21 protein-coding genes are annotated in these 26,025 nt (G+C 44.6%); 12 read left to right on the forward strand and 9 right to left on the reverse strand.

Annotated features, from left to right (window positions below; all coding sequences use genetic code 11):
* Positions 1–92 precede the first annotated feature (92 nt).
* The 7 genes from R8N47_RS15900 to R8N47_RS15930 all read left to right on the forward strand — a co-directional run bounded on the left by R8N47_RS15900 (position 93) and on the right by R8N47_RS15930 (position 8,798).
* Positions 93–1,070, forward strand: a complete 978-nt coding sequence (locus R8N47_RS15900; RefSeq protein WP_042522123.1) for a lipid A deacylase LpxR family protein — start codon at positions 93–95, stop codon at positions 1,068–1,070.
* A gap of 211 nt (positions 1,071–1,281) precedes the next feature.
* The gene (pflA, locus tag R8N47_RS15905) at positions 1,282–2,022 is read left to right on the forward strand and encodes a pyruvate formate lyase 1-activating protein (protein WP_005378444.1); all 741 of its coding nucleotides are present in this window, start codon (positions 1,282–1,284) and stop codon (positions 2,020–2,022) included.
* Between the two features lie 154 nt (positions 2,023–2,176).
* Entirely contained in the window at positions 2,177–2,842 is a 666-nt protein-coding gene (locus R8N47_RS15910) for an energy-coupling factor ABC transporter permease (protein ID WP_064353743.1), read from the forward strand.
* Between the two features lie 136 nt (positions 2,843–2,978).
* Positions 2,979–3,479, forward strand: a complete 501-nt coding sequence (locus R8N47_RS15915; protein WP_005378446.1) for a YfbU family protein — start codon at positions 2,979–2,981, stop codon at positions 3,477–3,479.
* Positions 3,480–3,973: 494 nt separating this feature from the next.
* Positions 3,974–5,908, forward strand: coding sequence for a PrkA family serine protein kinase (locus R8N47_RS15920; RefSeq protein WP_005378447.1), 1,935 nt, complete (start codon positions 3,974–3,976; stop codon positions 5,906–5,908).
* A 47-nt stretch (positions 5,909–5,955) separates the two neighbouring features.
* A complete protein-coding gene (locus R8N47_RS15925) occupies positions 5,956–7,227 on the forward strand; it encodes a YeaH/YhbH family protein (protein WP_005378448.1) in 1,272 nt (423 codons plus the stop codon).
* Between the two features lie 11 nt (positions 7,228–7,238).
* Positions 7,239–8,798, forward strand: coding sequence for a SpoVR family protein (locus tag R8N47_RS15930; protein WP_005378449.1), 1,560 nt, complete (start codon positions 7,239–7,241; stop codon positions 8,796–8,798).
* A gap of 79 nt (positions 8,799–8,877) precedes the next feature.
* Here R8N47_RS15930 and kdsB read toward each other — a convergent pair whose 3' ends face one another.
* The 5 genes from kdsB to R8N47_RS15955 are packed head-to-tail and all read right to left on the reverse strand — an operon-like array spanning position 8,878 to position 14,841.
* Positions 8,878–9,633 carry a 3-deoxy-manno-octulosonate cytidylyltransferase gene (gene kdsB, locus R8N47_RS15935; RefSeq protein WP_064353742.1) on the reverse strand — a complete coding sequence of 252 codons (756 nt, stop codon included), beginning with the start codon at positions 9,631–9,633 and terminating at the stop codon, positions 8,878–8,880.
* Positions 9,633–9,812 (reverse strand): Trm112 family protein, encoded by a 180-nt coding sequence (locus R8N47_RS15940; RefSeq protein ID WP_005378451.1) that lies wholly within the window; start codon positions 9,810–9,812, stop codon positions 9,633–9,635. The genes kdsB and R8N47_RS15940 overlap by 1 nt, the downstream gene beginning before the upstream one ends.
* Positions 9,793–10,800 (reverse strand): tetraacyldisaccharide 4'-kinase, encoded by a 1,008-nt coding sequence (gene lpxK / locus R8N47_RS15945; protein ID WP_064353741.1) that lies wholly within the window; start codon positions 10,798–10,800, stop codon positions 9,793–9,795. The genes R8N47_RS15940 and lpxK overlap by 20 nt, the downstream gene beginning before the upstream one ends.
* A 5-nt stretch (positions 10,801–10,805) precedes the next feature.
* Positions 10,806–12,554, reverse strand: a complete 1,749-nt coding sequence (gene msbA / locus R8N47_RS15950) for a lipid A ABC transporter ATP-binding protein/permease MsbA (RefSeq protein WP_054575458.1) — start codon at positions 12,552–12,554, stop codon at positions 10,806–10,808.
* A gap of 31 nt (positions 12,555–12,585) precedes the next feature.
* Positions 12,586–14,841, reverse strand: a complete 2,256-nt coding sequence (locus tag R8N47_RS15955) for a DNA internalization-related competence protein ComEC/Rec2 (RefSeq protein ID WP_064353740.1) — start codon at positions 14,839–14,841, stop codon at positions 12,586–12,588.
* Between the two features lie 8 nt (positions 14,842–14,849).
* Between R8N47_RS15955 and R8N47_RS15960 the strand changes: the two genes are divergently transcribed.
* The gene (locus tag R8N47_RS15960; RefSeq protein WP_005387834.1) at positions 14,850–15,359 is read left to right on the forward strand and encodes a DUF2062 domain-containing protein; all 510 of its coding nucleotides are present in this window, start codon (positions 14,850–14,852) and stop codon (positions 15,357–15,359) included.
* Between the two features lie 148 nt (positions 15,360–15,507).
* Here R8N47_RS15960 and lolE read toward each other — a convergent pair whose 3' ends face one another.
* Genes lolE through lolC form a run of 3 tightly spaced genes read right to left on the reverse strand, consistent with a single transcriptional unit; the run spans position 15,508 to position 18,663 of the window.
* The gene (gene lolE, locus R8N47_RS15965) at positions 15,508–16,752 is read right to left on the reverse strand and encodes a lipoprotein-releasing ABC transporter permease subunit LolE (protein ID WP_033905042.1); all 1,245 of its coding nucleotides are present in this window, start codon (positions 16,750–16,752) and stop codon (positions 15,508–15,510) included.
* 2 nt (positions 16,753–16,754) lie between these two features.
* Positions 16,755–17,462 (reverse strand): lipoprotein-releasing ABC transporter ATP-binding protein LolD, encoded by a 708-nt coding sequence (gene lolD, locus R8N47_RS15970; protein ID WP_005378457.1) that lies wholly within the window; start codon positions 17,460–17,462, stop codon positions 16,755–16,757.
* Positions 17,455–18,663, reverse strand: a complete 1,209-nt coding sequence (lolC, locus tag R8N47_RS15975; RefSeq protein WP_017820015.1) for a lipoprotein-releasing ABC transporter permease subunit LolC — start codon at positions 18,661–18,663, stop codon at positions 17,455–17,457. The genes lolD and lolC overlap by 8 nt, the downstream gene beginning before the upstream one ends.
* 249 nt (positions 18,664–18,912) lie before the next feature.
* On the opposite strand from lolC, the gene R8N47_RS15980 reads away from it, so the two are divergent.
* The 4 genes from R8N47_RS15980 to R8N47_RS15995 all read left to right on the forward strand — a co-directional run bounded on the left by R8N47_RS15980 (position 18,913) and on the right by R8N47_RS15995 (position 24,433).
* Complete coding sequence (locus R8N47_RS15980) at positions 18,913–19,482, forward strand: hypothetical protein (protein ID WP_054576371.1); 570 nt, start codon at positions 18,913–18,915, stop codon at positions 19,480–19,482.
* 5 nt (positions 19,483–19,487) lie between these two features.
* Positions 19,488–22,949, forward strand: coding sequence for a transcription-repair coupling factor (gene mfd, locus R8N47_RS15985; RefSeq protein WP_033905041.1), 3,462 nt, complete (start codon positions 19,488–19,490; stop codon positions 22,947–22,949).
* Between the two features lie 7 nt (positions 22,950–22,956).
* Positions 22,957–23,724 carry a peptidoglycan binding protein CsiV gene (locus R8N47_RS15990; protein ID WP_080773703.1) on the forward strand — a complete coding sequence of 256 codons (768 nt, stop codon included), beginning with the start codon at positions 22,957–22,959 and terminating at the stop codon, positions 23,722–23,724.
* Between the two features lie 160 nt (positions 23,725–23,884).
* Positions 23,885–24,433, forward strand: a complete 549-nt coding sequence (locus R8N47_RS15995; protein WP_042522138.1) for a GNAT family N-acetyltransferase — start codon at positions 23,885–23,887, stop codon at positions 24,431–24,433.
* Positions 24,434–24,509: 76 nt separating this feature from the next.
* Here R8N47_RS15995 and R8N47_RS16000 read toward each other — a convergent pair whose 3' ends face one another.
* The gene (locus tag R8N47_RS16000; protein ID WP_005378463.1) at positions 24,510–25,799 is read right to left on the reverse strand and encodes an NAD(P)/FAD-dependent oxidoreductase; all 1,290 of its coding nucleotides are present in this window, start codon (positions 25,797–25,799) and stop codon (positions 24,510–24,512) included.
* Between the last annotated feature and the right edge of the window lie 226 nt (positions 25,800–26,025).

Genomic DNA, 26,025 nt, shown 5'->3' on the forward strand with positions numbered 1-26,025 from the left:
TTTTTTATTTCTTTAATGAAAGTTGTGATATCGCGAAAGACTTTTGCCCGCATTCTTACGTATGATGCGAAAAAAGTTAGCAAATAAAGTCTATGAGATTTAGTAAATTAATTATTCTTACCCTTCTTTCTCCAGTTGCAATAGCATCCACTAAGTCTACGGTTTCTTTTACCATCGACAACGATGGTATTTTTGGCGTCGATCAAGACTATACGAATGGTGTTTTCCTTTCTTACGCGACAGACCAACTGACACAAGAAAGCCAATGGAAATGGCTGAGTCTAGCTAACTCAGAGCACGCCAATATCGATAAAATAGAGTTGGCTCTTGGCCACAAGATGTGGACTCCAAGCGACATTGAAGCCGATTATCCACTAATCAATGATCGCCCATATGCCGGTTACCTACACACCGAAATCAACTACCTTTCCCTAACGAGTGACAAAGCTGTACGGTACAATTTCACCATAGGAACTACGGGTGAAAGTTCGCTATCAGAAAAGGCGCAAGAAATCGTTCACGGCATAACAGGATCGACGGACCCTCAAGGTTGGGATTACCAGATTGAAGATAAAGTGGCGTTCAGCCTTGGTTACCGCGTATTTAACAAATTGATGCGCAGCGAAGAACAAAAAACACAATGGGAGATCACCAACATTAACGACATCAATGCGGGTAACTTCCGTAGTGATGTCTCTCAAGGCGTCATGTTTCGTTGGGGTACAAACCTAGCGAATAGCATCGGAGCCGCCAATATCAGTGTCGAAAGCCCTTTCTCAGCAAGTATGATCGCTCAGAACACGTCGAGTTGGTTCTTGTTCACCGGGTTTGAAGGTCGTTACCGCTTTAATGACATGACTATCGAAGGCGATCGTCCTGGCATTCCTGAACCGTCAGCGCCATACGACGTCACACTGCAAAATTGGCAAGCAAGTGCCGTCGCGGGAGTATCTTGGTACAACCAAAATTACGGTGCAAGCATCACCTTTACAATTAAAACACCGGATTATGAAGAAGCCCAAACCGATGTTTATGGGACAGGCTCGTTCTCCGTGTTCGCCTTTTTCTAAAAACTGGATTATCCCAGCATCGAAGTCAATCTAGATACACGGCAAGTTCTCGGGGTAGGTATTAACCACCTCGTGTTCAAGCGTTTATGTAGATTGGCTCCATCTATTTTCTTTCTTCAAATAACCTTGCCTTTAGTACCGACAAAGCTGTTTTAACCCTGCTTTTTGTAATAAAATAACAGCTAGAATTTACTAGTAATGAGAGCAAAAGATGTCAACAGCTGGTCGTATTCACTCATTTGAGTCATGTGGTACCGTAGACGGACCTGGTATTCGATTTATCGTCTTCTTGCAAGGTTGTTTAATGCGCTGTAAGTATTGCCATAACCGCGATACTTGGGACACGCATGATGGCAAAGAAGTCACGGTTGAAGAAATCATTTCCGAAGCGAAAAGTTACCGCCACTTCATGAATGCATCAGGTGGTGGCGTTACTTGTTCTGGCGGCGAAGCGATGCTTCAACCGGAATTCGTACGTGATTTTTTCCGCGCAGCTAAAGCCGAGGGCATTCATACATGTCTAGATACTAACGGTTATGTTCGTAAGCACACTGATGTTATCGATGAAGTACTGGATGCAACAGACTTAGTCATGCTTGACATCAAACACATGAAAGACGAAGTGCACCAAGATCTCATCGGTGTATCCAACCGACGCACATTGGACTTTGCTCGTTACTTACAAAAAATCGGAAAGAAAACATGGATTCGCTATGTCGTCGTGCCTGGTTACACAGATGACCCAGAAGCAGCACACATGCTTGGTGAATTTATTAAAGACATGGATAACATCGAAAAGGTCGAGTTACTTCCTTACCACAAATTAGGGGCTCATAAGTGGGAAGCGTTAGGCTTAGAATACCCACTCGAAGGCGTAAACCCGCCACCGAAAGAAACCATGGATGAAATTCAATCCATTCTTGCTCAATACAACGATAACGTAAAATACTAAGTGAACCGCAAGACTAACCTCTTTAAAATACCAGCTTATTGCTGGTATTTTTTTGATTATATCTAAGCCTTATCAGTGAGTTTCTCTGCGGTCATTTAGGTATAAAAAGAACGATAGAAATGATTGCGTCATGTTCGCATAGGAAGGAAGTAACATGGATTTGTTTAACTTAGGCTCTCTTGTTGTCTCAATTTGGATAGTAGCTGTCTACTGCCTACCAGATTGGAAAAAAGTCGTTTGGCTCAAACTGGAAAAAGAAAAAGGATTTCAGCACCTCGTTTTTGCAACGCTCTTCTTTTTCAGTATTTTATGGGCCGCTCAAGCAGGTGTAAAAGAAGGATTACAGATTCATTTTCTTGCACTAACAACGCTGACGATGATGTATGGTTGGCGCATGGCATTTCTACTCAGCATTCCCGCTATGTTGGTCAACCACCTACTACATGATGTGTCCTTGCTACTCTTACCCACGTCGTTAGTTCTATCTGCCCTAATTCCGATTTTCATTAGTTACTTAGTGTTTCTTCTGAGTTACCACTACTTACCACGAAACATTTTTGTTTTCATCTTCGTTGCTGGATTTTTCAATGGCGCGATAACAGGAAGTCTGCACCTCATCATTAACTCTTTTTATCACCTATCAGTTGGTCACTACGATTGGGAAACCATTCAACATAACTACTTTGTTTTTGTGCCGTTGCTCGCCTTTCCTGAAGGTCTACTAAATGGTATGGCACTGGCGGTTTTAACCGTATTCAAGCCAGAGTGGCTGAGAGTATTTTCAGACCGAGACTACATATACAATCATTACCATAAATAAGTGTTTTGAAACTGGTCAAAAGTGACAGTTCTTGCCATTTTTTAGTATTAAATATGTGTTGAGATCATGTTTCACTCATGTCTTAAGCGTTAACCTAAGCACATTAAAAATGTATTAGATATCTAGTGAGGTCACCATGGAAATGTCAAACGCTCAACGTTTGATTCTATCAAACCAATACAACCTTATGTCTCAACTTGATCCAAGTAATGCGGCCAAATACAAACGCTTACAAACGATCGTTGAACGTGGTTATGAACTACAAATGCGAGAGTTGAACAAAGATTTCGGCTGCCTCTCAGAAGCAGAATGTCGTGAGATCATCGACGTTATGGAGATGTATCATGCGATGCAAGAATCTTACAACATGCTAGACGATGAAGATCGTAGCAACGTGGATCAACGTCGCTTGAAGTTCTTGGGATTTGATATCGCTTCAGAAGCGCAACAAGTACATTACGTACGTTTTCTCATCGATTCTGAAGGTTTGTACCCTCAGTTTGACAAGGCAGATCATCACTTTAACAGCCAAATGCCGATGCTAGATAAATACCGCCGTATGCTGCAAACTTGGCGTAACTGCCCTCGTCAGTATCATTTATGTGAAAACGAACTAGCGCAAATCTTCAGCGCATAAAAATGGTCGTCTAAGAATGAGGAGAGCGCCCGCTCTCCTTGTTATTTACCCTGTCACAAACTTATCTAAGACTTTGCTCTCTTCCTACCTCTTTCACTTACCTTGCTCAATGTAGAACAACGAATCACTGAGACTCTTCTGTCTTTGCCAAATATTTGATTTCTATTGCACCTATTCACGACATAAATTCGTCCTTAATAAAAGAGTGATTCAAATGTCACTTTTACAATAAATTCATAATTGTTAAGCAAAATTGCAAATCCCCGACTAGGCTTAAGTAGAGAAAGGCTGTGATTGAAAAATTCATATCCACCGCTCACCGTTGTAACGAAAAAACCGTCCATAAAGCAAAGTCTTTGGTGTCGCCAATCTTACATTCTGTACGAACCAAATGTGATAACAGGACGTATATTCAAACAACAACGAGCATAACTGTTGGTGGAAAGCCTGAATCAACGTTCGTCGGTAGACTGACTATTAAAGGGGAAAGCGACATGAGTATTTTCGACCACTATCAATCAAGATATGAAGCTGCAAAAGATGAAGAGATGTCGTTACAGGAGTTTTTAGCCCTGTGTAAAGATGACAAAAGCGCTTATGCTAATGCAGCAGAACGCCTACTGATGGCGATTGGTGAACCAGAGATAATCGATACGGCAAAGGATCCGAGACTAAGCCGAATCTTCTCGAATCGTGTTATCTCTCGTTATGAAACCTTTAAAGACTTTTATGGCATGGAAGATGCCATAGAACAAATTGTGTCTTACCTAAAACATGCGGCGCAAGGCCTAGAAGAGCGTAAGCAGATTCTTTACCTACTCGGCCCTGTAGGTGGTGGTAAGTCTTCGCTTGCAGAAAAGCTTAAGGCTCTGATGGAACAGATGCCTATTTATGTTCTTACTGCTAACGGCGAACGCAGCCCAGTGAATGACCATCCATTCTGCCTATTCAAAGCCACAGAAGATGGCGATATTTTGAAAAAAGAATATGGCATCGAGCACCGTTATCTTCGCTCGATCATGTCTCCTTGGGCCGCTAAACGTCTTCACGAGTTTGGTGGTGATATCACCAAATTTAAAGTAGTGAAAGTACGCCCTTCTATCCTTGACCAAATCGGTATTGCCAAAACTGAACCAGGCGATGAAAACAACCAAGATATCTCATCATTGGTTGGTAAAGTCGATATTCGTAAGCTTGAACACTATTCGCAAGACGATCCAGACGCTTACAGCTACTCCGGTGCGCTGTGTAAAGCAAACCAAGGTTTAATGGAATTCGTTGAGATGTTCAAAGCACCAATCAAAGTGCTTCACCCGCTGTTAACAGCAACGCAAGAAGGCAACTTCAACGGTACAGAAGGCCTTTCTGCGATTCCATTCGACGGTATGATTCTGGCTCACTCAAACGAATCTGAGTGGCAGACCTTCCGTAACAACAAGAACAATGAAGCGTTCTTGGACCGTGTTTATATTGTGAAAGTACCTTACTGTCTACGTGTTTCAGAAGAAGTCAAAATCTACCAAAAACTTCTTGAAAACAGTGAGTTGTCTCAAGCCCCTTGTTCACCAAGCACGCTCGAGACTCTGGCACAATTCAGTATTCTTTCTCGACTTAAAGAGCCTGAAAACTCGTCCATCTTCTCTAAGATGCGCGTATACGACGGTGAAACGCTGAAAGATACGGATCCAAAGGCAAAAAGCTATCAAGAGTATCGTGATTATGCTGGTGTCGATGAAGGCATGAACGGTCTCTCAACACGTTTTGCCTTTAAGATTTTGTCACGCGTATTTAACTTCGACCAAACCGAAGTGGCAGCCAACCCTGTACATCTATTCTATGTGATTGAACAACAGGTTGAGCGCGAACAGTTCCCTGCTGAAACAGCAGAGAAATATCTCGAGTTCTTGAAAGGCTACCTAGTACCTCGATACGTTGAATTTATCGGTAAAGAGATTCAGACCGCTTATCTTGAGTCTTACTCTGAATACGGCCAAAACATCTTCGACCGATATGTCACCTATGCAGACTTCTGGATTCAAGACCAAGAGTACCGAGATCCCGAAACTGGTCAGCTATTTGATCGCTCTTCACTGAATGCTGAGCTAGAGAAGATCGAAAAAACAGCTGGTATTTCTAACCCGAAAGATTTCCGAAACGAAATCGTTAACTTTGTGCTTCGTGCGAAAGCGAATAACAATGGTCAAAACCCGGTTTGGACCAGCTACGAAAAACTGCGCACAGTAATCGAGAAGAAAATGTTCTCCAATACCGAAGAGCTACTTCCGGTTATCTCATTTAATGCGAAAACCTCTTCTGAAGATCAGAAGAAGCACGACGACTTTGTCGCTCGCATGATGGAAAAAGGCTATACCGAGAAACAGGTTCGCCTACTTTCTGAGTGGTACCTACGAGTACGTAAGTCATCCTAACCCAGTATTGAGTTAGGTCGCTTGTGAAACATGAAGAGGGCTATTTCATGGCGCAATTTATAGACCGAAGGCTCAATGGCAAGAACAAGAGCGCTGTTAATCGACAGCGCTTCTTGAAGCGCCACAAAGAGCAAATAAAAGAGTCGGTAGCAGACGCAGTGAATCGACGCTCGATTACGAATACGGAAACGGGCGAAGACGTCTCTATCCCTCACAAAGACATCAATGAGCCTATATTTCATCAAGGCAAAGGTGGTGTTCGCGAACGAGTTCATCCCGGTAACGATCAATTCATTACTGGTGATAAAATTGAGCGTCCCAAAGGTGGCGGTCAGGGTAGCGGCTCAGGAGAAGGGAACGCCAGTCCAGATGGAGAAGGCCAAGACGAATTTGTATTCCAAATATCAAAAGATGAGTACCTCGATATTTTGTTTGAAGATCTCGAGCTGCCTAATCTAGAAAAAAACCAAATTGCCAAAATCACTGAATGGAAAACACACCGTGCAGGCTTTCAAACTGCCGGTATCCCTTCCAATATCGCCGTAGTACGCTCTCTGCAACAATCTCTTGCGCGCCGTACTGCAATGACTGCTGGTAAGAAACGACTTCTCAAAGAGCTAGAAGACGAACTTGCTCGCATCAAAAATATTGAGCCTGCTCAGCAGTTTGAAGAGAACCGCTTGAAGGCTGAAATTGAAGAACTGCGCAAGAAAATCGAAAGCGTGCCGTTCATCGATACCTTCGACTTACGCTTCAAGAACTATGAGAAACGCCCTGTACCATCGAGCCAAGCGGTCATGTTCTGTCTAATGGACGTATCCGGTTCTATGGATCAGGCAACGAAAGACATCGCAAAACGCTTCTATGTTCTTTTGTACTTGTTCTTAACTCGTACCTACGAGAATGTCGAAGTCGTCTTTATCCGCCACCATACCCAAGCGAAGGAAGTGGACGAGCACGAATTTTTCTACTCACAAGAAACCGGGGGTACCATTGTATCTAGCGCGCTCAAGTTAATGGATGAAATAGTAAAAGAGCGATACCCGATTGGTCAGTGGAACATATATGCAGCTCAAGCATCCGACGGTGACAACTGGGCAGATGATTCGCCAAGATGCCGGGATCTGTTAGTGAACAAATTACTTCCAAACTGTCAGTATTACTCTTACATAGAGATCACACGGCGCTCGCACCAAACTCTATGGCATGAGTACGAAAAACTCACTGAAGAATTTCCTAATTTCGCAATGAAAAACATTCGCTCTGTGGAGGATATTTTCCCAGTCTTTCGTGAACTATTCCAAAAAGAAACGGCGTAAGGAGGCTAGCGATGAATACCGCAACGAGAAACCTCTCAGGAGAGGCGCCTAAGAAGCGTAACAGTAAAGTGTTGCCAGATGGACCAGATTGGACTTTTGAGCTGTTAGAGCGATACCACAAAGAAATTAAGCGTGTCGCGGAGCATTATCGCCTAGACACTTACCCTAACCAAATAGAAGTGATTACTTCAGAACAGATGATGGATGCCTACTCAAGTATCGGCATGCCAATCAATTACAACCACTGGTCATTTGGTAAAAAATTCATTCAAACAGAGCAGAACTATAAACATGGTCAAATGGGGCTAGCCTACGAGATTGTGATTAACTCCGACCCTTGTATTGCTTATTTGATGGAAGAAAATACGGTAACAATGCAAGCACTCGTTATAGCGCACGCGTGTTACGGCCATAACTCTTTTTTCAAAGGTAATTACCTATTCCAAACGTGGACTGACGCCAGCTCTATTATCGACTATCTGCTGTTCGCCAAAAAGTATTTAGCCGAGTGTGAAGAACGATATGGCGTAAAAGAAGTGGAAAAACTGCTCGACTCTTGTCACGCGTTAATGAACTTTGGTGTAGACCGCTACAAGCGTCCAGAGAAAATCTCAATTACAGAGGAAAAAGCAAGACAAGAAGAACGCGAAGCATACCTACAATCTCAAGTTAATGAGCTTTGGCGCACGGTACCAACAGCCAAGACGAAAGAGGAAGACATTAAAGAGCGATTCCCAAGCGAGCCTCAGGAAAACTTGCTCTACTTCTTCGAAAAACATGCGCCGTTGCTAGAGCCGTGGCAACGTGAAGTTGTTCGTATCGTCCGTAAGATCAGTCAGTATTTTTATCCGCAAAAACAAACGCAAGTCATGAATGAGGGCTGGGCAACGTTCTGGCACTATACCATACTCAACCATCTTTATGATGAGGGCTTGGTGTCTGAAAAGTTCATTCTAGAGTTCTTACATAGCCACACCAGTGTCGTGGCTCAGCCGCCTTATAACAGTCCTTACTTTAATGGCATTAACCCCTACGCGTTAGGCTTTGCCATGTTCCGAGATATTAAGCGTATCTGCGAAGAACCAACTGATGAGGACAAGGAGTGGTTTCCAGACCTAGCAGGAACCGACTGGTTAGATGCAGTGCATTTCGCGATGCATAATTTCAAAGATGAAAGCTTTATTAGCCAATACCTTTCTCCGAAATTAATGCGTGATTTCAAGCTGTTTGCGATCAACGATGATGATCATAAGAACTTTATTGAAGTCGCTGCTATACACGATGAGATGGGTTATAAACGCATTAGAGAAACCTTAGCCGCTCAGTATAACTTATCTAATCTTGAGCCAAACATTCAGGTGTTCAATGTCGATGTCCGTGGTGATCGATCGCTTACGTTGCAGTACGTTCCTCACAACCGCATCCCACTTGATGATAGTTACGAAGAAGTTCTAAAGCACGTGTATCGATTATGGGGCTTTGATGTCATTCTCCAAGAAGTGAAAGACACCGGTCACCGAGAGGTGTTAGCGACCTGCCCTAAACGGAACCAATACGACACTAACATTTAACTAATACCGCGATACAAGTAAAACAAAAAGGCTCCTAATTCAGGAGCCTTGTTTATTCTTAAATCTATATGAGCATTTGTTACGCTTGCTTCTCAACAATCGCGCGCACGGCTTCTAGGTCTTCGGGCGTATCAACCCCTGCCGCTGGTGCTTCTTTCGCTACCGCCACATGAATTTTTTCACCGTACCAAAGCACTCGCAGTTGCTCAAGACACTCAATCTGCTCTAATGCACTTGGTGCCCAGTTGACATACGTATTAATGAAACCAGCTCGATAAGCATAAATACCAATATGACGCATTAATGGGTTGGCAATAGTTTTGTCTTGTTTAGCAAAGTTATCGCGATCCCAAGGGATGGTTGCTCGACTAAAGTACATCGCATAGCCTTGCTCATCTGCGACAACTTTAACAGCGTTCGGGTTGAACACTTCCTCTTCCGAGTCTATTTCTACAGCTAACGTCGCCATCGGGGCTTCACACCCAGATAAGTTATCAGCAACCTGACGAATGATGGACGGCGGAATCAAAGGCTCATCCCCTTGCACATTAACAATAATGTGGTCTGACGGAATAGCCATCTTTTCAACAACTTCGGCAAGACGCTCCGTACCTGATTCGTGGTGGGGAGAGGTCATACAAACTTTACCACCAAATGACGAAACCGCTTTCGCAACACGCTCGTCATCAGTTGCAACGATGACATCTTCCGCACCCGCTTGTAGCGCTTGTTCATAAACCCACTGAACCATAGGCTTACCACCAATATCCGCTAGCGGTTTACCAGGCAAACGGCTCGATGCGTAGCGCGAAGGGATGACAACCGTAAAAGACATTAGCGTCCCTCATCCATGCTCATAGTGCGAGCTTCAGGCTCTAGCAGAACTGGAATACCCTCTTTGATCGGGTAAGCAAGGCGATCCAATTTGCAGATCAACTCTTGATTATCTTTATCGTACGTCAGCTTACCTTTGCAAACAGGGCAAGCTACAATCTCAAGTAGACGGTGATCCATAAGCCGCTTTAACCTCTTTTATTCTATTTAAAATTTGCTCTGCATCGTTTGACTCAAACTGGGCAGATACAGGCAGATACCACCAATTATCTTGCGCATAATGGCTGCACTTGACGGCATCTTTCTCGGTCATAATCACATTGGTCCCTTGTTGAGCCAATGCTTCTAATTCTTGTTGATCAAAGTCTTGATGGTCAGCAAAACCTTTTGTGACTTTAACATTTGCGTTCATCGAGTTTAGTGTATGAAAAAAACGCGGAGGATGCCCAATGCCCGCAAATGCGACGAGATCTTTCAACTCCGAGACATCCACATGTTGCTTAGTCTTAAGATTAATAGCTTTAGAGGGTGCTAAAGCCATTGCGATTTCGCCCGTATGCGCTTGACCGCCATTGGTGATGATAAAGTCGACTTCTTTAAGTCGCTCAATACCTTCACGTAAAGGACCTAATGGAATCAGGCTTTCATTCCCAAACCGGCGATTCCCATCCACAATCACTAACTCAATATCACGGCCTAACGCATAATGTTGTAATCCATCATCCGTAATTATGATATCCACATCCAAATCTAGCAGTGCTTTCACAGCATTTGAACGCACAGGATCTACCGCAACAGGTGCTCCTGTACGGCGATGAATCAACTTAGGTTCATCGCCACAATGCTTCGCTGGCGTATCTTCTTTTAGCACTAACGGATAGACAGGAGCCTTTGCCCCATAACCACGAGAAACAACCCCCGGCTTAAAGCCCATTTGCTGTAGTTGCTCAACAAGCCACACAACAACTGGTGTTTTACCATTGCCACCAGCAGTGATATTGCCAACCACAACAACAGGTATTGGCGCATTATAAGCTTGCTTACGGCCAGTTTGGTATTGCTTTCGCTTTGACTTGCTTATCGCTCCAAATAATAAACTCAGTGGCCACAAAAGCGGCCACAAGAGGTATTTTATTGGATGGTTTTCAAACCAGATTTTTTCAATCACCGCGCTTATTCACCAAACTGAATACGGTGCAATTGTGCATACGCACCATTTTTCTTAATAAGCTCAGCGTGGTTGCCACGTTCAATGATGGCACCATCATCAACCACAAGAATTTCATCGGCTTTCTCGATTGTGGATAAGCGGTGCGCTATTACAAGTACCGTTTTATCTTTTTGCAGCTCATCAAGTGCAGCTTGAATAGCTCGCTCGGATTCGGTATCCAAAGCCGAAGTTGCCTCATCAAGAATCAGCACTGGAGCATCACGCAATAGAGCTCGCGCAATCGCAACACGTTGGCGTTGACCACCAGACAAGCTAGCACCATTTTCACCAATCATGGTATCAAGTCCATCATCCATTTTGCCGATGAACTCCATCGCATGCGCGAGTGTTGCCGCTTTCTCGATATCACTGCGCTCGTATTGGCCATCCGTTGCGTACGCAATATTGTTTGCTATCGTGTCATTAAACAAATGAACATTTTGCGATACTAGTGCAAATTGCTGACGTAAATTCTTTAGCTCGTAATCACGAATATCATGCCCATCTAATGTGATAGATCCACTGTCAACATCATAGAAGCGGTTGAACAAGTTCGCGATGGTACTTTTACCTGAGCCAGAACGGCCAACTAGCGCCACCGTTTTTCCTCTTGGAATATCGAAGCTGACATTTTCCAATGCTGGTTTTTCTGCACCAGTGTAAGTAAAGCTTACGTTTTTAACTGAAACATCGCCATTTGCGCGTTCAACTGTCAACTTACCTTCGTTTTTCTCAGGCTCGAGGTCAATTAACGCGAAGAGCGTTTGGCTCGCGGCCATACCACGTTGGAACTGAGAAGTAACGTTAGTCAGCGCTTTAAGTGGGCGCATCAGACCAAACATTGCAGAGAACACAACAGTAAATGTACCTGGAGTCAGTTGCTCTTTAATCGAATCAATACTTGCTAAATAAAGAACGGCAACAATTGCAAGTGATGCAATCATTTGGATGATAGGGTTAGCCGCCGCTTGAGCCGTCACCAACTTCATGCTTTGTTGACGCATTTGGTTGCTGACTTTTTCAAATCGTTTACGTTCGATGTCTTGGCCGCCATAGCTCAACACAACTTTATGGCCTTTCAGCATCTGCTCTGCTGATGCAGTTACGTTACCCATCATGGTCTGCATATTTTTGGATATTTTTCTAAAACGTTTAGAAACAACACCAATACCCCATGCTACAACGGGAGCAACAGCAAACAGCACTAGCGACAATTGCCAGCTGTTGTAAAACATCAAAACTAACAGACCAATGATACTTGCGCCTTCACGGACAATGCTCACCAACGCTTGGCTAGTTGCCGCTGATACTTGCTCTGAGTCGTAGGTTATACGCGACAATAAGTTGCCCGTCTTTTCCTTATCAAAATAAGACACTGGCATATGCATAAAGTGATTGAACACCATGCGACGGACTTGCATAACTACGTTGCCAGATACCCAGCTCAAACAATAGGTGGAGACAAATCCACTTATGCCACGGATGAACATCATGGCAAAAATAATCAATGGAAGCGTGCGTAAAAAATCAGATTCAGCGTTCCCAAAACCTTCATCGAGTAGTGGTTTTAGCAGGGAAATCATATAGGTATCTGATATGGCATTAATAACTAATGCAATGACTGCAACGACAAGACCTGACTTATAAAGGCGAATAAATTGCCATAGACGCTTAAACGTCTGCCAAGTCGTTTCATCAGTATTTATCGACATAGAAGTGCTTTATTTTCTTACATTAAGACTCTCATTCTACTCCCTTACGCAGCATCTGCCTATACCAAGGCTCAAATGTATCGCTACGTTTGGTTTCTGAGCGCCAATTATCACGGTGAATAAAGAAGCTTACCTGACCACCCTCACCAGTATCAAGCCAAGTGACGCCAAGTTTTCGGTATGAAGCAACGACACTTTCCGCTGGCATTCCCCATCGATTGTTTTTTGCTAAAGAAGCAACCGCCACACTCGGGCTCACCGCCTCAATAAATCGAGGATTCGATGAACTTTTACTCCCGTGGTGAGGGACTAGCATCACATCGCTTTGTAACTTTCCGGGTTCTCTAAGCAAAATCCACTCGCTAATGGCCTCAATATCACCAGTAAAAAGCATACTAAAGTTAGAAATAGGGTCAGTAAGTCGTAATACACAGGAGTGCGGATTATACGCACGTTGAACAAGTGCAGGAGGCCAGAGCACTTCCATGTTTAATCCTTGCCATTTCCATTGGTCGCCTCTAGTGCAAGGCTCATATTCGATAAAGAATTGACTACTAAGTTTACGCTGTGGAGAAAAGGCATCTTCAATGAAAAAGCGGCCGCCTGCGTGATCATTATCGGAATGGCTTAGAATCAGTGTATCTATGCTTTCATAACCTCGTTGATGCAAAACCGGAGTGACGACCTGCTCTGCGATACTGCCGCTTTGCCATGCTTTACCAGTGTCATACAGCAACACCTTGTCGTCTTTTTCTACAACCACTGCAAGGCCATGACCTACATCTAATACATCGATACGCCAATGCGGTTCATACTCCGCTGCAAACTTGATACTAATAACGATGCCGAGTAACAAATACCACGCGTACTGAGACATGAACCGTTGAAATATTAAGCAAACCACTATCACCATAACCAGCATTGTCATTTCCATGCTAATGGGTTGCCAAGAACCTACTGCGTACTGTATTGACGTGCTCAATGGCTGTAATGACCAGTCCACCAAATGCCACAGAGGCTTCGCTATCATTTCAAGAAACAAAGATGAGAACAGGGCTAGAAACATCAAAGGTACAACGATAAATCCGAACCAAGGAATAAATACCAAGTTGTAGGCTATTGAGGACAAACTAAAACCGGAGAAGAAATGGCCACTAACAGGTACGATTAAAGCGCTCAACATCAATTGAGTAAGCAATAACGCTTTTAATCGCGCTTTCCAACCTCCCCTTTGATGTCGAATCAAATTAATTGCGAACAATACCGCACAAACGGAGAGGTACGATAACCAAAAGCTCATACTGTAGGATGCAAAAGGTTGGACAAGCAGTTGTAGAGATACTGCAAGCAAAAGAACTCGCCAAGAAGTCCAGTGCACCAGAGTATACTTCAGGAGAACGTAAACAACGCATACCGACACTGCTCGCGTAGTAGGCAGAGAGAAATCCGCTAACCAAGCGTAGGCAACAGCGAAGATCAGCCCATATAAGCTAGGCAACAACTGGTATTGGGGTAATAGATAACGAACGGTACCGCCCACGACTAGCCCAAAAGTAAACGCCATACCAATATGTAAACCAGAAATGGAGACCAAATGCAGTAAACCACTGTCCCTGAGCGCTTGCCAATCTTCCTTAGACAACCAAGAACGGTCAGCAAAAACTAACGCACTTATTAACGAGAAATGATGAAGGGAAGACACATCATCAGCGACATCGGCAATAATGGATTGACGCAGAGATACATTAGAACGAACAATCCACTTAGCGTCTTTGTTAACAACCGCTCGGGCGATAGTATTTTTACCCATCGCGTGCTTTTCAGCATCAAAGCCAGCTTCGTTGCGTAGACCTGTAATCGGCTTTAACGAGATGGATGTCGTAAACTCACTGTTAACATCGAGTGGAAAAGGCGTAATAAGACGGATTTTAGGTTTAAGAAAAGGTAACAGAGTTTGAGAATTTACCGCTTCTATAGCGACAATACCTTCATAACCGTGACTTATTTGCGTAAAAGGGCTGTCAACTTTACCAATTATGGTAATATTCTCCCCTGCTTGAAAAAGGGCTTGTCTCTGAGACTCCAATACATTGCCGTGGACGATGACAACCATAAAGCCCGCAATTGCGCCTATGCTAATTAAGCCACGACGTAATTTGATTATTGAGCCAGTGGTTATTATTCCCAGCAGCAACCAACGCCAATCTGGTATTGTCGGCCACCAAGCTGACGAGATTACGCTCGCTACAAATAACGCCAAGGTCCAACTTTTTTCTGAGAGAGTCATGCTGTCCTATGCCTAGAAAGCTGATAAAACGCTTCATGCCAGATCATGAATTGATCAAACGCCAAAAAGCATTGAAGGTCTTCGGCAATGTGTTGTACAACCCAAACTTGTGGTGCTTAAACCGCCGCTCGGCATCAGGGGCTTTTGCTGTCGGGTTATTTATGGCTTTTGTTCCGCTGCCGAGCCAAATGATCATGGCCGCTGGTTTGGCCATTATGTTGGGTGTCAATCTGCCCCTCTCCGTCGCTTTGGTATGGATCAGCAATCCTATCACTATGCCTGTGCTATTTTACTTTGCGTACAAGCTAGGTGCTCTAGTGATGCGTCTTCCCCCGCAACCTTTTCACTTTGAACTATCGTGGGAATTCATCATGCAGCAAATGAGCACCATTGGACCTCCATTTCTATTGGGCTGCGCAATTTGTGGGGTTGTATCCGCGATTATTGGCTACTTCGGAATTCGAGGGCTTTGGCGCTACTCAGTGGTACGGAGCTGGCAAAAACGCAAAATAAGATAAGACCTTACTGCGTAAAAATCAGCATTTGAGCTATCAGTTGAGGGGCATCTAACAGTTAGAATGAAACGCGATGTTACTCAAGTCGGATAAATACAAAAAAGGACCGAATTCGGTCCTTTTTGTTTTTCGCATACTGTAAAACAATCAGCTATTTAGAACTCAGTACAGCCGCCGGATTCAACCTTGCGGCACGCGAAGCAGGATACCACGTCGCAAGTAAACTAAGCACTATAGCCGTCACTGACACCAATGCCACATCTGGCCAGTGTAGTTGTGATGGTAAGAAGTCGACGAAGTAAATATCACCCGATAAAAACTGATGACCAATTAAGCTCTCTAACCCTTTAATTAACGGAGTCAGGTTTAACGCCACTAAGACACCGATAACACTGCCGACGAGACTGCCAAATACACCAGAGAATACACCTTGCCAAACAAAGATCCGTTTGATTAGGCTATCTTTTGCTCCCATTGTTCGCAAAATTGCAATTTCCGCCGCTCGGTCTTTCACTGCCATCATCAACGTAGACACAATATTAAAACATGCCACGCCAATCACCAGTACCATCACCAAGTACATAATGGTGCGCACGAGCTGAATATCGCGATACAAAAAACCAAACTTTTGCTGCCAGCTTTTCAAATACACGTAAACATCAACCATGCTACCAACCTCGCGAACAATAGAAGGCGCATTGAGAACATCGTCAGTTTTTAGTGAAATGCCTGTGACCCCTTCCCCTAACCTCGCGTATTGCTGCGCATCAGCTAATGGTACTAACGCTAGAGAGTGGTCGATTTGGCCATTCAACGTTAAGAACCCTGACACCTTCACGCGCACACGCTTAGGAGCCTGCACTTTATTTGCGCCGCCTGTTTGCGGAATCATTAACGTAACATAATCCCCCACGGCGACATTTAGCTCGTTTGCTACACCTCGGCCTAAGATCACTTGCTGCTGACCGGCATAAAAGTTTTGCCAAGCTGCTTGGTCAATAAAATTCGATAAGCTCGACACCGCTTGCTCGAAAGTAGGCTCTACACCACGAACTTCTATCGCTTTTAGCTTACTGCCTTTTTCTGCCAAGCCCGTAAAACGAACGTACGGTGCTGCCGCAACAACATGTTCATGTTTTAGAGCTTGATTCATCGTTTTGGTGTAGTCCTGAAGTGGTCCATTAACACCTTCTAACTCGCCGTGTGGAATCACAGACAACACACGCGATTGCAGCTCGCGCTCAAAGCCATTCATTGCAGACAAACCGATAATGATCACAGCAACGCCAACCGCAATACCAATGGTCGAAGAAAGCGATATGAAAGACACCATCTTGTTGCGCTTTTTCGCTCGACTGAAGCGACCACCAATCATCAAAGCTAAAGAGGTAAACAAAACTAGCCCTCCGCAGATGCTGTATCAGTCACAAAACGATCTACGAGCAAACCATCTTGCATGTGCATTTGACGATCCATTTTTGCTGCCAGCTCTTTGTCATGCGTGACAACCAAAAATGCAATGTTTGACTCTTTATTGAGCTCGCGCATCAAATCATAGATAGACAGTGCCGTATTGTGATCTAAGTTCCCCGTAGGTTCATCAGCCAAGACCAGATCAGGTTTATTCACCAATGCACGCGCAATCGCAACACGCTGACGCTCACCGCCCGATAACTCGGAGGGTCTATGTTGCATCCGATGACTCAAACCAACTTTATCTAACAGCGCTTTAGCCGCCTGTTTTGCATCCGCTACTTTAGCACCGCCAATCATCAGTGGCATCGCCACATTTTCAAGCGCAGTAAAGTCAGCCAACAAGTGATGAAACTGGTATACAAAACCAAGGTGCTTGTTGCGTAATGCCGCCTGTTTGTTCGAGCTCAAAGCTGATAGGTTTTGCCCTAGAAAATCAACTTCACCATGAGTTGCGTCATCTAACGCACCTAAAATATGCAATAAGGTACTTTTTCCCGAACCAGAAGAGCCAACAATAGAAACCAACTCCCCTTTGTCGATATCGAAACTTACGCCTTTCAACACTTCCGTATCTAACGAACCCTCTCGGTAGACTTTACGAATATCACGACATTCTAATAGCTTATTCATAGCGAAGTGCCTCAGCAGGTTTAACAGAAGATGCTCGATAAGAAGGATAAAGCGTAGCAGCAAGGCTAAGAGCAATCGCCAACACCACCACTAAAAGAATTTGGAGTGAATCAATCAAGATGGGTAGATGACCACCAAAGCTGAATAGCGCCACACCAGCAGATTCAAGAATCGCATTTAGATTAAGTGACAAGATCACGCCCGCAGCGCCACCAACAATCGCGCCAATTACACCACTGCTTGCACCTTGCACCATGAAAATGGTCATCACTTGAGATTGAGTCATGCCTTGAGTTTTCAATATTGCGACTTCTGATTGCTTCTCCATTACCACCATGATTAAAGCGGAGATAATATTGAATGCAGCGACACCCACAATTAGACCTAGCATAAGTCCCATCATGTTCTTTTCCATTTTCACCGCTTGGAAAAGCTCACCACGCTGTTCGCGCCAATCACTCCATTCCCATCCATCAGGCATGGGTTGGTCAGCAAAATCCGTCACCATAAATGGGTCAGAGAAAAAGACACGCCAACCAGAAACCGTGTCTTTAGGGAAACGCATCAGCTTAGATGCATCCGTCATGTTCACAATCATTAATTGACCATCAACGTCCGATCCCGTATTGAAAATGCCTGAGACAGTAAAGTTTCGCTGGCTAGGAATACGACCAAGTGGGGTAAACTGCGTCGCGTTGGTCACCATCAAGCGTACTTTATCCCCGATTGAGACCTTTAGTGAACGCGCCAAACTGTGACCCAAAAATACATTGTAGTCACCTGCATGAAGTGACGATAATCGTCCGGCAATCAAATGGTTGCTAATCGGATCGCCTTTCTTAGGTTCAATACCGATGAGGTAACCAGCCGTCAGCTGTGCAGAACTCTGAATAACAGCCTCTCCTCTAACGATAGGCTCCGGCTGAGATTCACTCGACATCGCTTGAACAAATGGAGGGGCAGACTCGGTCATAGGCGTTTTTCCATCGTGTTGCGAAACCACGGCATGAGGTAGCACACCTAAAATGCGTTCTTTTAACTGCGATTCAAACCCGTTCATCACAGAAAGAACCGTCACCAACGCCATTACACCGATCGTAATACCCGCCGTCGACATATAAGAAACAAATCGGCTGAACCTATCTCCAGAGCGTCCCCGAAGATACCTTAAGCCAATAAACAATGAGATAGGATGATACATATAAGACAAACCAACTGGTTGTTTTGATATAAAGCTTTAGCGGATTATCTTACCTTACTCTTCTCATTAAGAAGACAAGAGAATCGCTAAATTTGTCAACGACATGCAATAAGTCTGTATTTAGGGCAAAAAGTTCAAGGACAAATCGGCTAAACTTGATAACTTCATTCAGTTAGCGATAATCAGTGCCCTATTTCTCTTTGTTTGTTGAGTGAACAGGGAGCGCTCACTGGCAAAAGGATCGACTATATGACAGAGCAAGAATACTTTACCGTCCATCATAACCTCACCATCAACGTCGAAACGTTGAGTGCGGACTTTGCTTTGCCAGATGAAGAAACGTTTGTCTCCGAAATTCCAGCACCATTTATTGTCGCCAGTGAATTTAGTCACTTAGATATGTTGGCAGACAACGCGCGTCTAGAGCTGAAAAACAAAGAGTTAAAGCATGTGATCAACTTGCTTGATACGCAAAACGCGAAACTTAACCTCTTGTTGAGCTTTATGCTTTCACAACAAGATGACGCCTCCATTCGCTATCAAACGACGCAGTTTGGTGCTAGTCAACTCAGTTTCCGCTCAGATACAGCGTTAACTACTCAACAACTCGTTCGTGTTAAACTGTTCCTCGATCACCCTGCTGCGGCGATTTACTGTTACGCTCAAGTAGAAGAATGTGATGCTTCAGAGCAAGATTTCATTATCACGCTTAGATACAAGATGCTCCGAGAATCTGATCAAGATTTACTGATAAAGGCGGCACTGTATCAACAACAAAAACTTTTACGTCAGCGCTCGATGGAGCGAGATAAAAAATAATTCCTATGACAAAAGCAACGATTCTTTCCGTCACAAACCCTTCAGAGCGTGGCGACAAAAAACAGCTAGGTAATTTGCCGGGCGCAGCTCTACCTCTAGCCATTGCAGAGCTGGCCAAGCAGCATTCGAGTCACTCGCTACTCGTTGTGCCTGACCCGCAAATCGCTTTAAAGCTTCAGGCAGAGATTGAGCAATTCACCGACCAAACGGTAAGCCTGTTCCCCGACTGGGAAACGCTGCCTTACGATAACTTTTCTCCGCATCAAGAAATCATCTCTGAACGTATCGCACGCCTATACCAACTGCCAAGTCAACGTGATGGCATAACCATCGTCCCGGTCAGTACAGTATTGCAACGCCAATCGCCACGTGATTTTCTGTTGCAACACACTTTAATGGTGAAAACTGGTGATCGGCTCTCGCTAGAGAAGTTACGTGTACAACTTGAAAATTCAGGCTACCGCCATGTAGATCAAGTATTTGGGCCAGGTGAATATGCAAGTCGTGGGTCTATTCTGGATCTCTTTCCTATGGGCAGCAATGACCCGTACCGCATCGACTTCTTTGATGATGAAATAGATACCATTCGCACGTTTGATCCAGAGAACCAACGCTCTATCGACGATATTCAGCAAATCCAATTGCTGCCTGCACATGAGTTCCCAACCACTAAAGAAGCGATTGAAGATTTCCGTACACGTTGGCGCACCCAGTTCGACGCACGCCGCGAGCCTGAATCAATCTACATGCAAGTGACCAAAGGCACGTGGCCCGCTGGTATTGAGTATTGGCAGCCGCTGTTTTTTGACCATACCGAGACTTTATTTGAATATTTGCCAGAAGACTCTCAAGTCATCACATATGGTGATATCGAATCTGCGGTCGATACTTTCTTAACCGATGTCGAATATCGATACGACCAGAAAAAAGTTGATCCGCTGCGTCCTCTTTTGACTCCTGAACAGCTTTGGTTGAAAAAAGACGAACTTTTCAGTCAACTAAAACAGCTCCCTATCGCTCAATTGAGCCTAGATAAAGTGGTTAAGCGTGCCGGTCGTCAAAACCTACCAGTACAATCGTTAGCCGAGCTTGGCGTTCAACAACAAAATAAAGAGCCGCTCTCGCGCCTTCGTCAGTTTAGTGAGCAATTCAGCGGCAAAATCGTTTTCTCGGTAGAGTCAGAAGGTCGTCGTGAAGCACTAACGGAGCTGTTGCAAGGCATCAAAGTTCGGCCGGTCGTACATGGCTCACTTTACCAAGCTCTAGACTCGGGTGATCGATTCAGCTTGATCTTAGGCGCAGCAGAGCATGGTTTCATTCACGAAGAGCTGAACTTCGCTCTGATCTGTGAAAGTGATCTACTCGGTGACCGTGTTATCCAGCGACGCCGCAAAGATAAAAAAGCCGTCAACAGTGACACCGTTATTCGCCATCTTGCGGAACTAAAACCCGGTCAACCTGTGGTTCATATTGATCACGGTATTGGCCGCTACATCGGTTTACAAACACTTGAAGCCGGTGGCATGAAAACGGAATACGTCACCCTTGAGTATCAAAACGATGCCAAGCTCTACGTGCCAGTTTCATCACTGAATCTTATCAGCCGTTATTCTGGCGGCGCTGAAGAGAGTGCGCCACTGCATAAATTAGGTGGTGAAGCGTGGGCAAAAGCACGTCGTAAAGCGGCAGAAAAAGTGCGTGATGTCGCAGCAGAATTGCTGGATGTGTATGCTAAACGAGAATTAAAACCTGGCTTCAAATTTGAGCTAGATCGTGGGCAATACGCAACATTTAAAGCAACATTCCCGTTTGAAGAAACAGATGACCAAGCGATGGCCATCAATGCCGTATTGTCAGACATGTGCCAGGCAAAAGCGATGGATCGCTTAGTGTGTGGTGACGTGGGCTTTGGTAAAACGGAAGTCGCTATGCGCGCAGCATTTGTCGCAACGGATAACAGTAAACAGGTCGCCGTACTCGTACCAACAACCTTGCTTGCTCAGCAGCATTTCGAAAACTTCCGTGACCGTTTTGCCAACTTACCAATCCGAGTTGAAGTACTGTCTCGTTTTAAATCTGCCAAAGAACAAAAAGTCATTCTGCAAGACGTTGCCGATGGTAAAGTAGACATTGTCGTTGGTACGCATAAGCTGCTTTCGAGCGACATTAAATTCAAAGATTTAGGTTTGTTGATCGTTGATGAGGAACACCGCTTCGGGGTTCGTCAAAAAGAAAAAGTCAAAGCAATGCGTGCGGATGTGGACATTCTTACCCTCACCGCAACACCAATTCCACGCACACTGAATATGGCAATGAGTGGCATGCGAGACCTGTCGATCATCGCGACACCTCCTGCACGCCGTTTAGCCATTAAAACCTTTGTTCGACAAAAAGAAGAGCCAGTGGTCCGTGAAGCGGTACTGCGTGAAATTATGCGTGGTGGTCAGGTTTACTTCCTGCACAATCAGGTTGAAACCATTGAAAAAACGGCAGAAGACTTACAGAAACTCATCCCAGAGGCACGTATTACCGTGGCTCATGGTCAAATGCGCGAGCGCGAACTTGAGCGAATCATGAATGACTTCTACCATCAGCGCTTTAATGTGTTGGTGTGTACAACCATCATCGAAACCGGTATCGACGTACCAACGGCGAATACCATAATCATGGATCGTGCGGACAATCTTGGCTTGGCGCAGTTGCATCAATTACGTGGCCGTGTTGGACGTTCGCACCATCAAGCCTATGCTTACTTATTAACGCCACATCCAAAAGCCATGACCAAAGATGCCATCAAGCGTCTTGATGCGATTGCTTCACTGGAAGACTTAGGTGCTGGCTTTACGTTAGCAACCCACGATTTAGAAATCCGTGGTGCTGGTGAGCTGCTTGGTGATGAGCAAAGTGGGCAAATTCAATCCGTTGGTTTTACACTTTATATGGAAATGCTGGAACAAGCAGTGCAAGCATTAAAAGAAGGCAAGGAGCCATCTTTGGATGAGCTGCTTCGTGAGCAAACTGAAGTGGAAATGCGAATCCCAGCGCTCTTACCAGATGATTACATTCCGGATGTAAACACACGACTGTCGATGTACAAACGCATTGCGAGTGTCACAAGCAGTGATGAACTATCAGAGCTAAAAGTGGAACTGATTGATCGCTTTGGTCTGCTTCCAGACGCAACAAAGAACTTACTTGCCGTCTCAGAATTGAAAATTTCGGCTGGTAGTTTAAAAGCGAAAAAGATAGAAGCCCATGATAAAGGTGGATTTATCGAGTTTTACCCTGATGCTGACATAAACCCAGCGTATTTAGTTAAACTGCTGCAATCACAGCCGCAAAAATTTGCAATGGAAGGTCCAACTAAGTTCAAGTTTAGCGTACCATTGGTGGACCGACGTAAACGCATTCAGTTTGTTCAAGACTTACTGAATGATTTTAAACAGAATTTATTACCAACGAGCTAATAGTCGAATGAGAATACTGATCCCGTTATTGCTTCTATGTGTCTCAATGCCCTCTTGGGCACAGCGCCAATTTGATATTGAAGTGATCATTTTCAAGCGAGCAGTCGACGCTGAAAGCACAACAGAATCTTGGCCGAATCAACTGCCAAAAATCGATATGGAAAATGTCGGTAGCCTAGAGAGTGAATCCTACCGCCGCTCTAAAGGCGTGACACTTTTGCCAAGTTCTTCTTTCCGTCTCAACGCGCAAGAAGCGGCACTAAATAATCATGCCGGCTTTAAAGTGCTTAAACACGTAGCCTGGCGTCAAGGTGACCGAGGTAAATCTAGCGCCCCAATTTTCCGCATCGTTGGCGGGCGAGATTTCTCTGATTCTTATCAAGCAGATGGCCGCCCACTCAATGGCAATCAAACATTTTCCAGCGACGGTTACAGTGAAGAGACGGTCAATGGTCCTTTATATGAACTAGATGGTCGATTCCAAATATACGTACAGCATTACCTCTTCGCCGAAACAACACTAGATCTGCGCGAACCAAGTGTTAGAGAGGTGCGTTTTGAACCAACCTCAACTGAGCAATTGGCGGATGACTTAGGTGAAGTAGATGGTAACGTCCAAGTCGGTAACTTGGCAGAAATATCGCCGACAGTAACCGAAGAGAAATTCCTGAAGAGTTATCGAATGGATCAAAAACGTCGTATGCGTAGCAGCGAGACTCATTACCTAGATAACCCGTTGATGGGTATGATCATTCAAGTTCGTCGGGTTCGATAAGCACGAGCGGTTCGACAAAGCGCAGCAAAGCTGCGCTTTGTTTTTATCTGCTATACGTCAGTTATTCCTAACCAACGCAGAGCAAGGAAAATAGCTGCGTTCAAGTATAAATAGACAGCTTTCAATTTACTTACACTCAACATGGAAGTCGTATTAGTTCATGAGTCCAGACTTTGAAATCATTGCGCCCCGCTTAGCGCTCAAGCTCATCCCTGCTGAAGAAGCACATTCACTACAACGATTACTTGCAGAATCCCCTTCGCTGCACCAATGGCTTGACTGGTGTGATAAAAACGTCACATTGAAAACCGCGCAGGACTTTCTGTTGGCAACCCGTCTTAACTGGGTCAAAACTGAGGCTTTTGGTTTCGGTATCTATGAGCGGCAAAGTAACACTTTGGTTGGAATGGCAGCGGTTAATGAGTTATACCATACGTTTAATATGGCGAGTATTGGTTACTGGGTTGCCGACCGCTATCAACGACAAGGCTATGCCCAAGAAGCCGTTAAAGCCTTAGCAGAATTCTGCTTCGCAAAGCTAAGTTTAACTCGACTAGAGATTGTTTGTGACCCCGACAACGAAGCTAGCCTAGCCTTAATTGAGTCCGTCGGTGCACAAAAAGAAGCCATCGCCAGAAACCGGTTTATTTTTCATGGTAAGCCTAAAGATGGCGTTGTGTACTCACTTTTACCGACAGATCTAACATAAACAAAAAGCCACCGACTTGCGGTGGCTTCTGCATTTTTTAAGATACAGTACATCCACATAGAGTGGATTTAAAACCTTAGTGCAGCTTAAGGTTTGGACGCAGCACGCGATTAATGCGACCGACGAGCATCATCAGACCGGTTTTGAATACACCGTGCAACGCCATTAGGTGCATGCGATACAACGAGATGTAAACGACACGAGCAATACGGCCTTCTACCATCATCGACCCTTTAGTTAGGTTCCCCATCAGACTACCAACGGTTGAAAAGCGACTTAGAGACACTAATGAACCGTGATCTTTATATACATAGTCTTTCAACTCGCGCCCGTTGATCTTCGCGACGATGTTACTAAATGCCTGGCTTGCCATTTGGTGTGCAGCTTGAGCGCGTGGCGGCACGAACGAACCGTCAGACTGGGTGCATTGTGCTAAGTCACCAATAACAAAGATGTCATCATCTCGTGTTGTCTGTAGTGTGTTTTTCACTACAAGCTGATTGATACGGTTCGTTTCTAAGCCAGCGATATCTTTAATAAAGTCTGGAGCTTTGATACCCGCAGCCCAAACCATGATTTGAGCTGGGATCTTCTCACCATCTTTTGTAGTAAGGCCATCTTTTTCAGCTTTAGTCACCATAGTGGCGGTGCGCACGTTTACGCCCAACTTCACCAACTCTTGATGAGCAGCAGAAGAAATACGTGGAGGTAACGCTGGTAAAATACGCTCACCTGCTTCAATCAGATTGACGTTCAACTTGCTAGAATCAAGATCACCGAAGCCATAAGTGCGCAGCTCTTTAACAGCATTATGTAACTCAGCTGATAGTTCAACGCCAGTTGCACCAGCACCAACAATCGCAATATCGACCGTACCGTTACCGTTTTTCGCGTGCAGCTTTAGGAACTCGTTGTTCATTTCTGTACGGAAACGGTGTGCTTGCTCAGGGCTGTCTAGGAAAATACAGTTTTCACGAACGCCAGGCGTGTTGAAGTCGTTTGATGTCGAGCCAATCGCCATCACTAGAATGTCGTATTCTAGCTCACGGCTTGGCATAAGAAGTTCACCGTGTTCGTCTTTAAGCTCACTTAAGATGATCACTTTACGTTCACGGTCGATGTCTTGAAGGCTACCCATTTGGAAGTCGAAGCTGTGGTTTTTTGCATGAGCTCGATAGCTCAGTGCATCTACTCCTTCGTCCAAAGAACCTGTAGCAACCTCATGCAATAATGGCTTCCACAAGTGGCTCGCTTTTCGATCGACTAGCGTAATTTGCGCACGGTTTTTGCGACCTAGAGTTCGACCAAGCTTAGTTGCCAACTCAAGACCACCTGCACCGCCGCCTACAACGATAATGCGTGTCACAATGATTTTCCTCTACAAAAATGAATATATGGGGTTCAGCTCGATGCATGACTCACAAACATTTGTGGCATCCATCCAACCGATGAATTCTTGGTTCTTAGAGGTGTCTCAATTACTTGGATTAAAAAACTGCCACTCACCTTGATTCTTTATCTATCAATGACTTGTCAGGGTTTGGCATGTTTATCTGGTACGCATACGACGCCAGAATTTTTTGGGCAAGTTT

It is taken from the genome of Vibrio sp. 2132-1 (genome assembly GCF_033344315.1).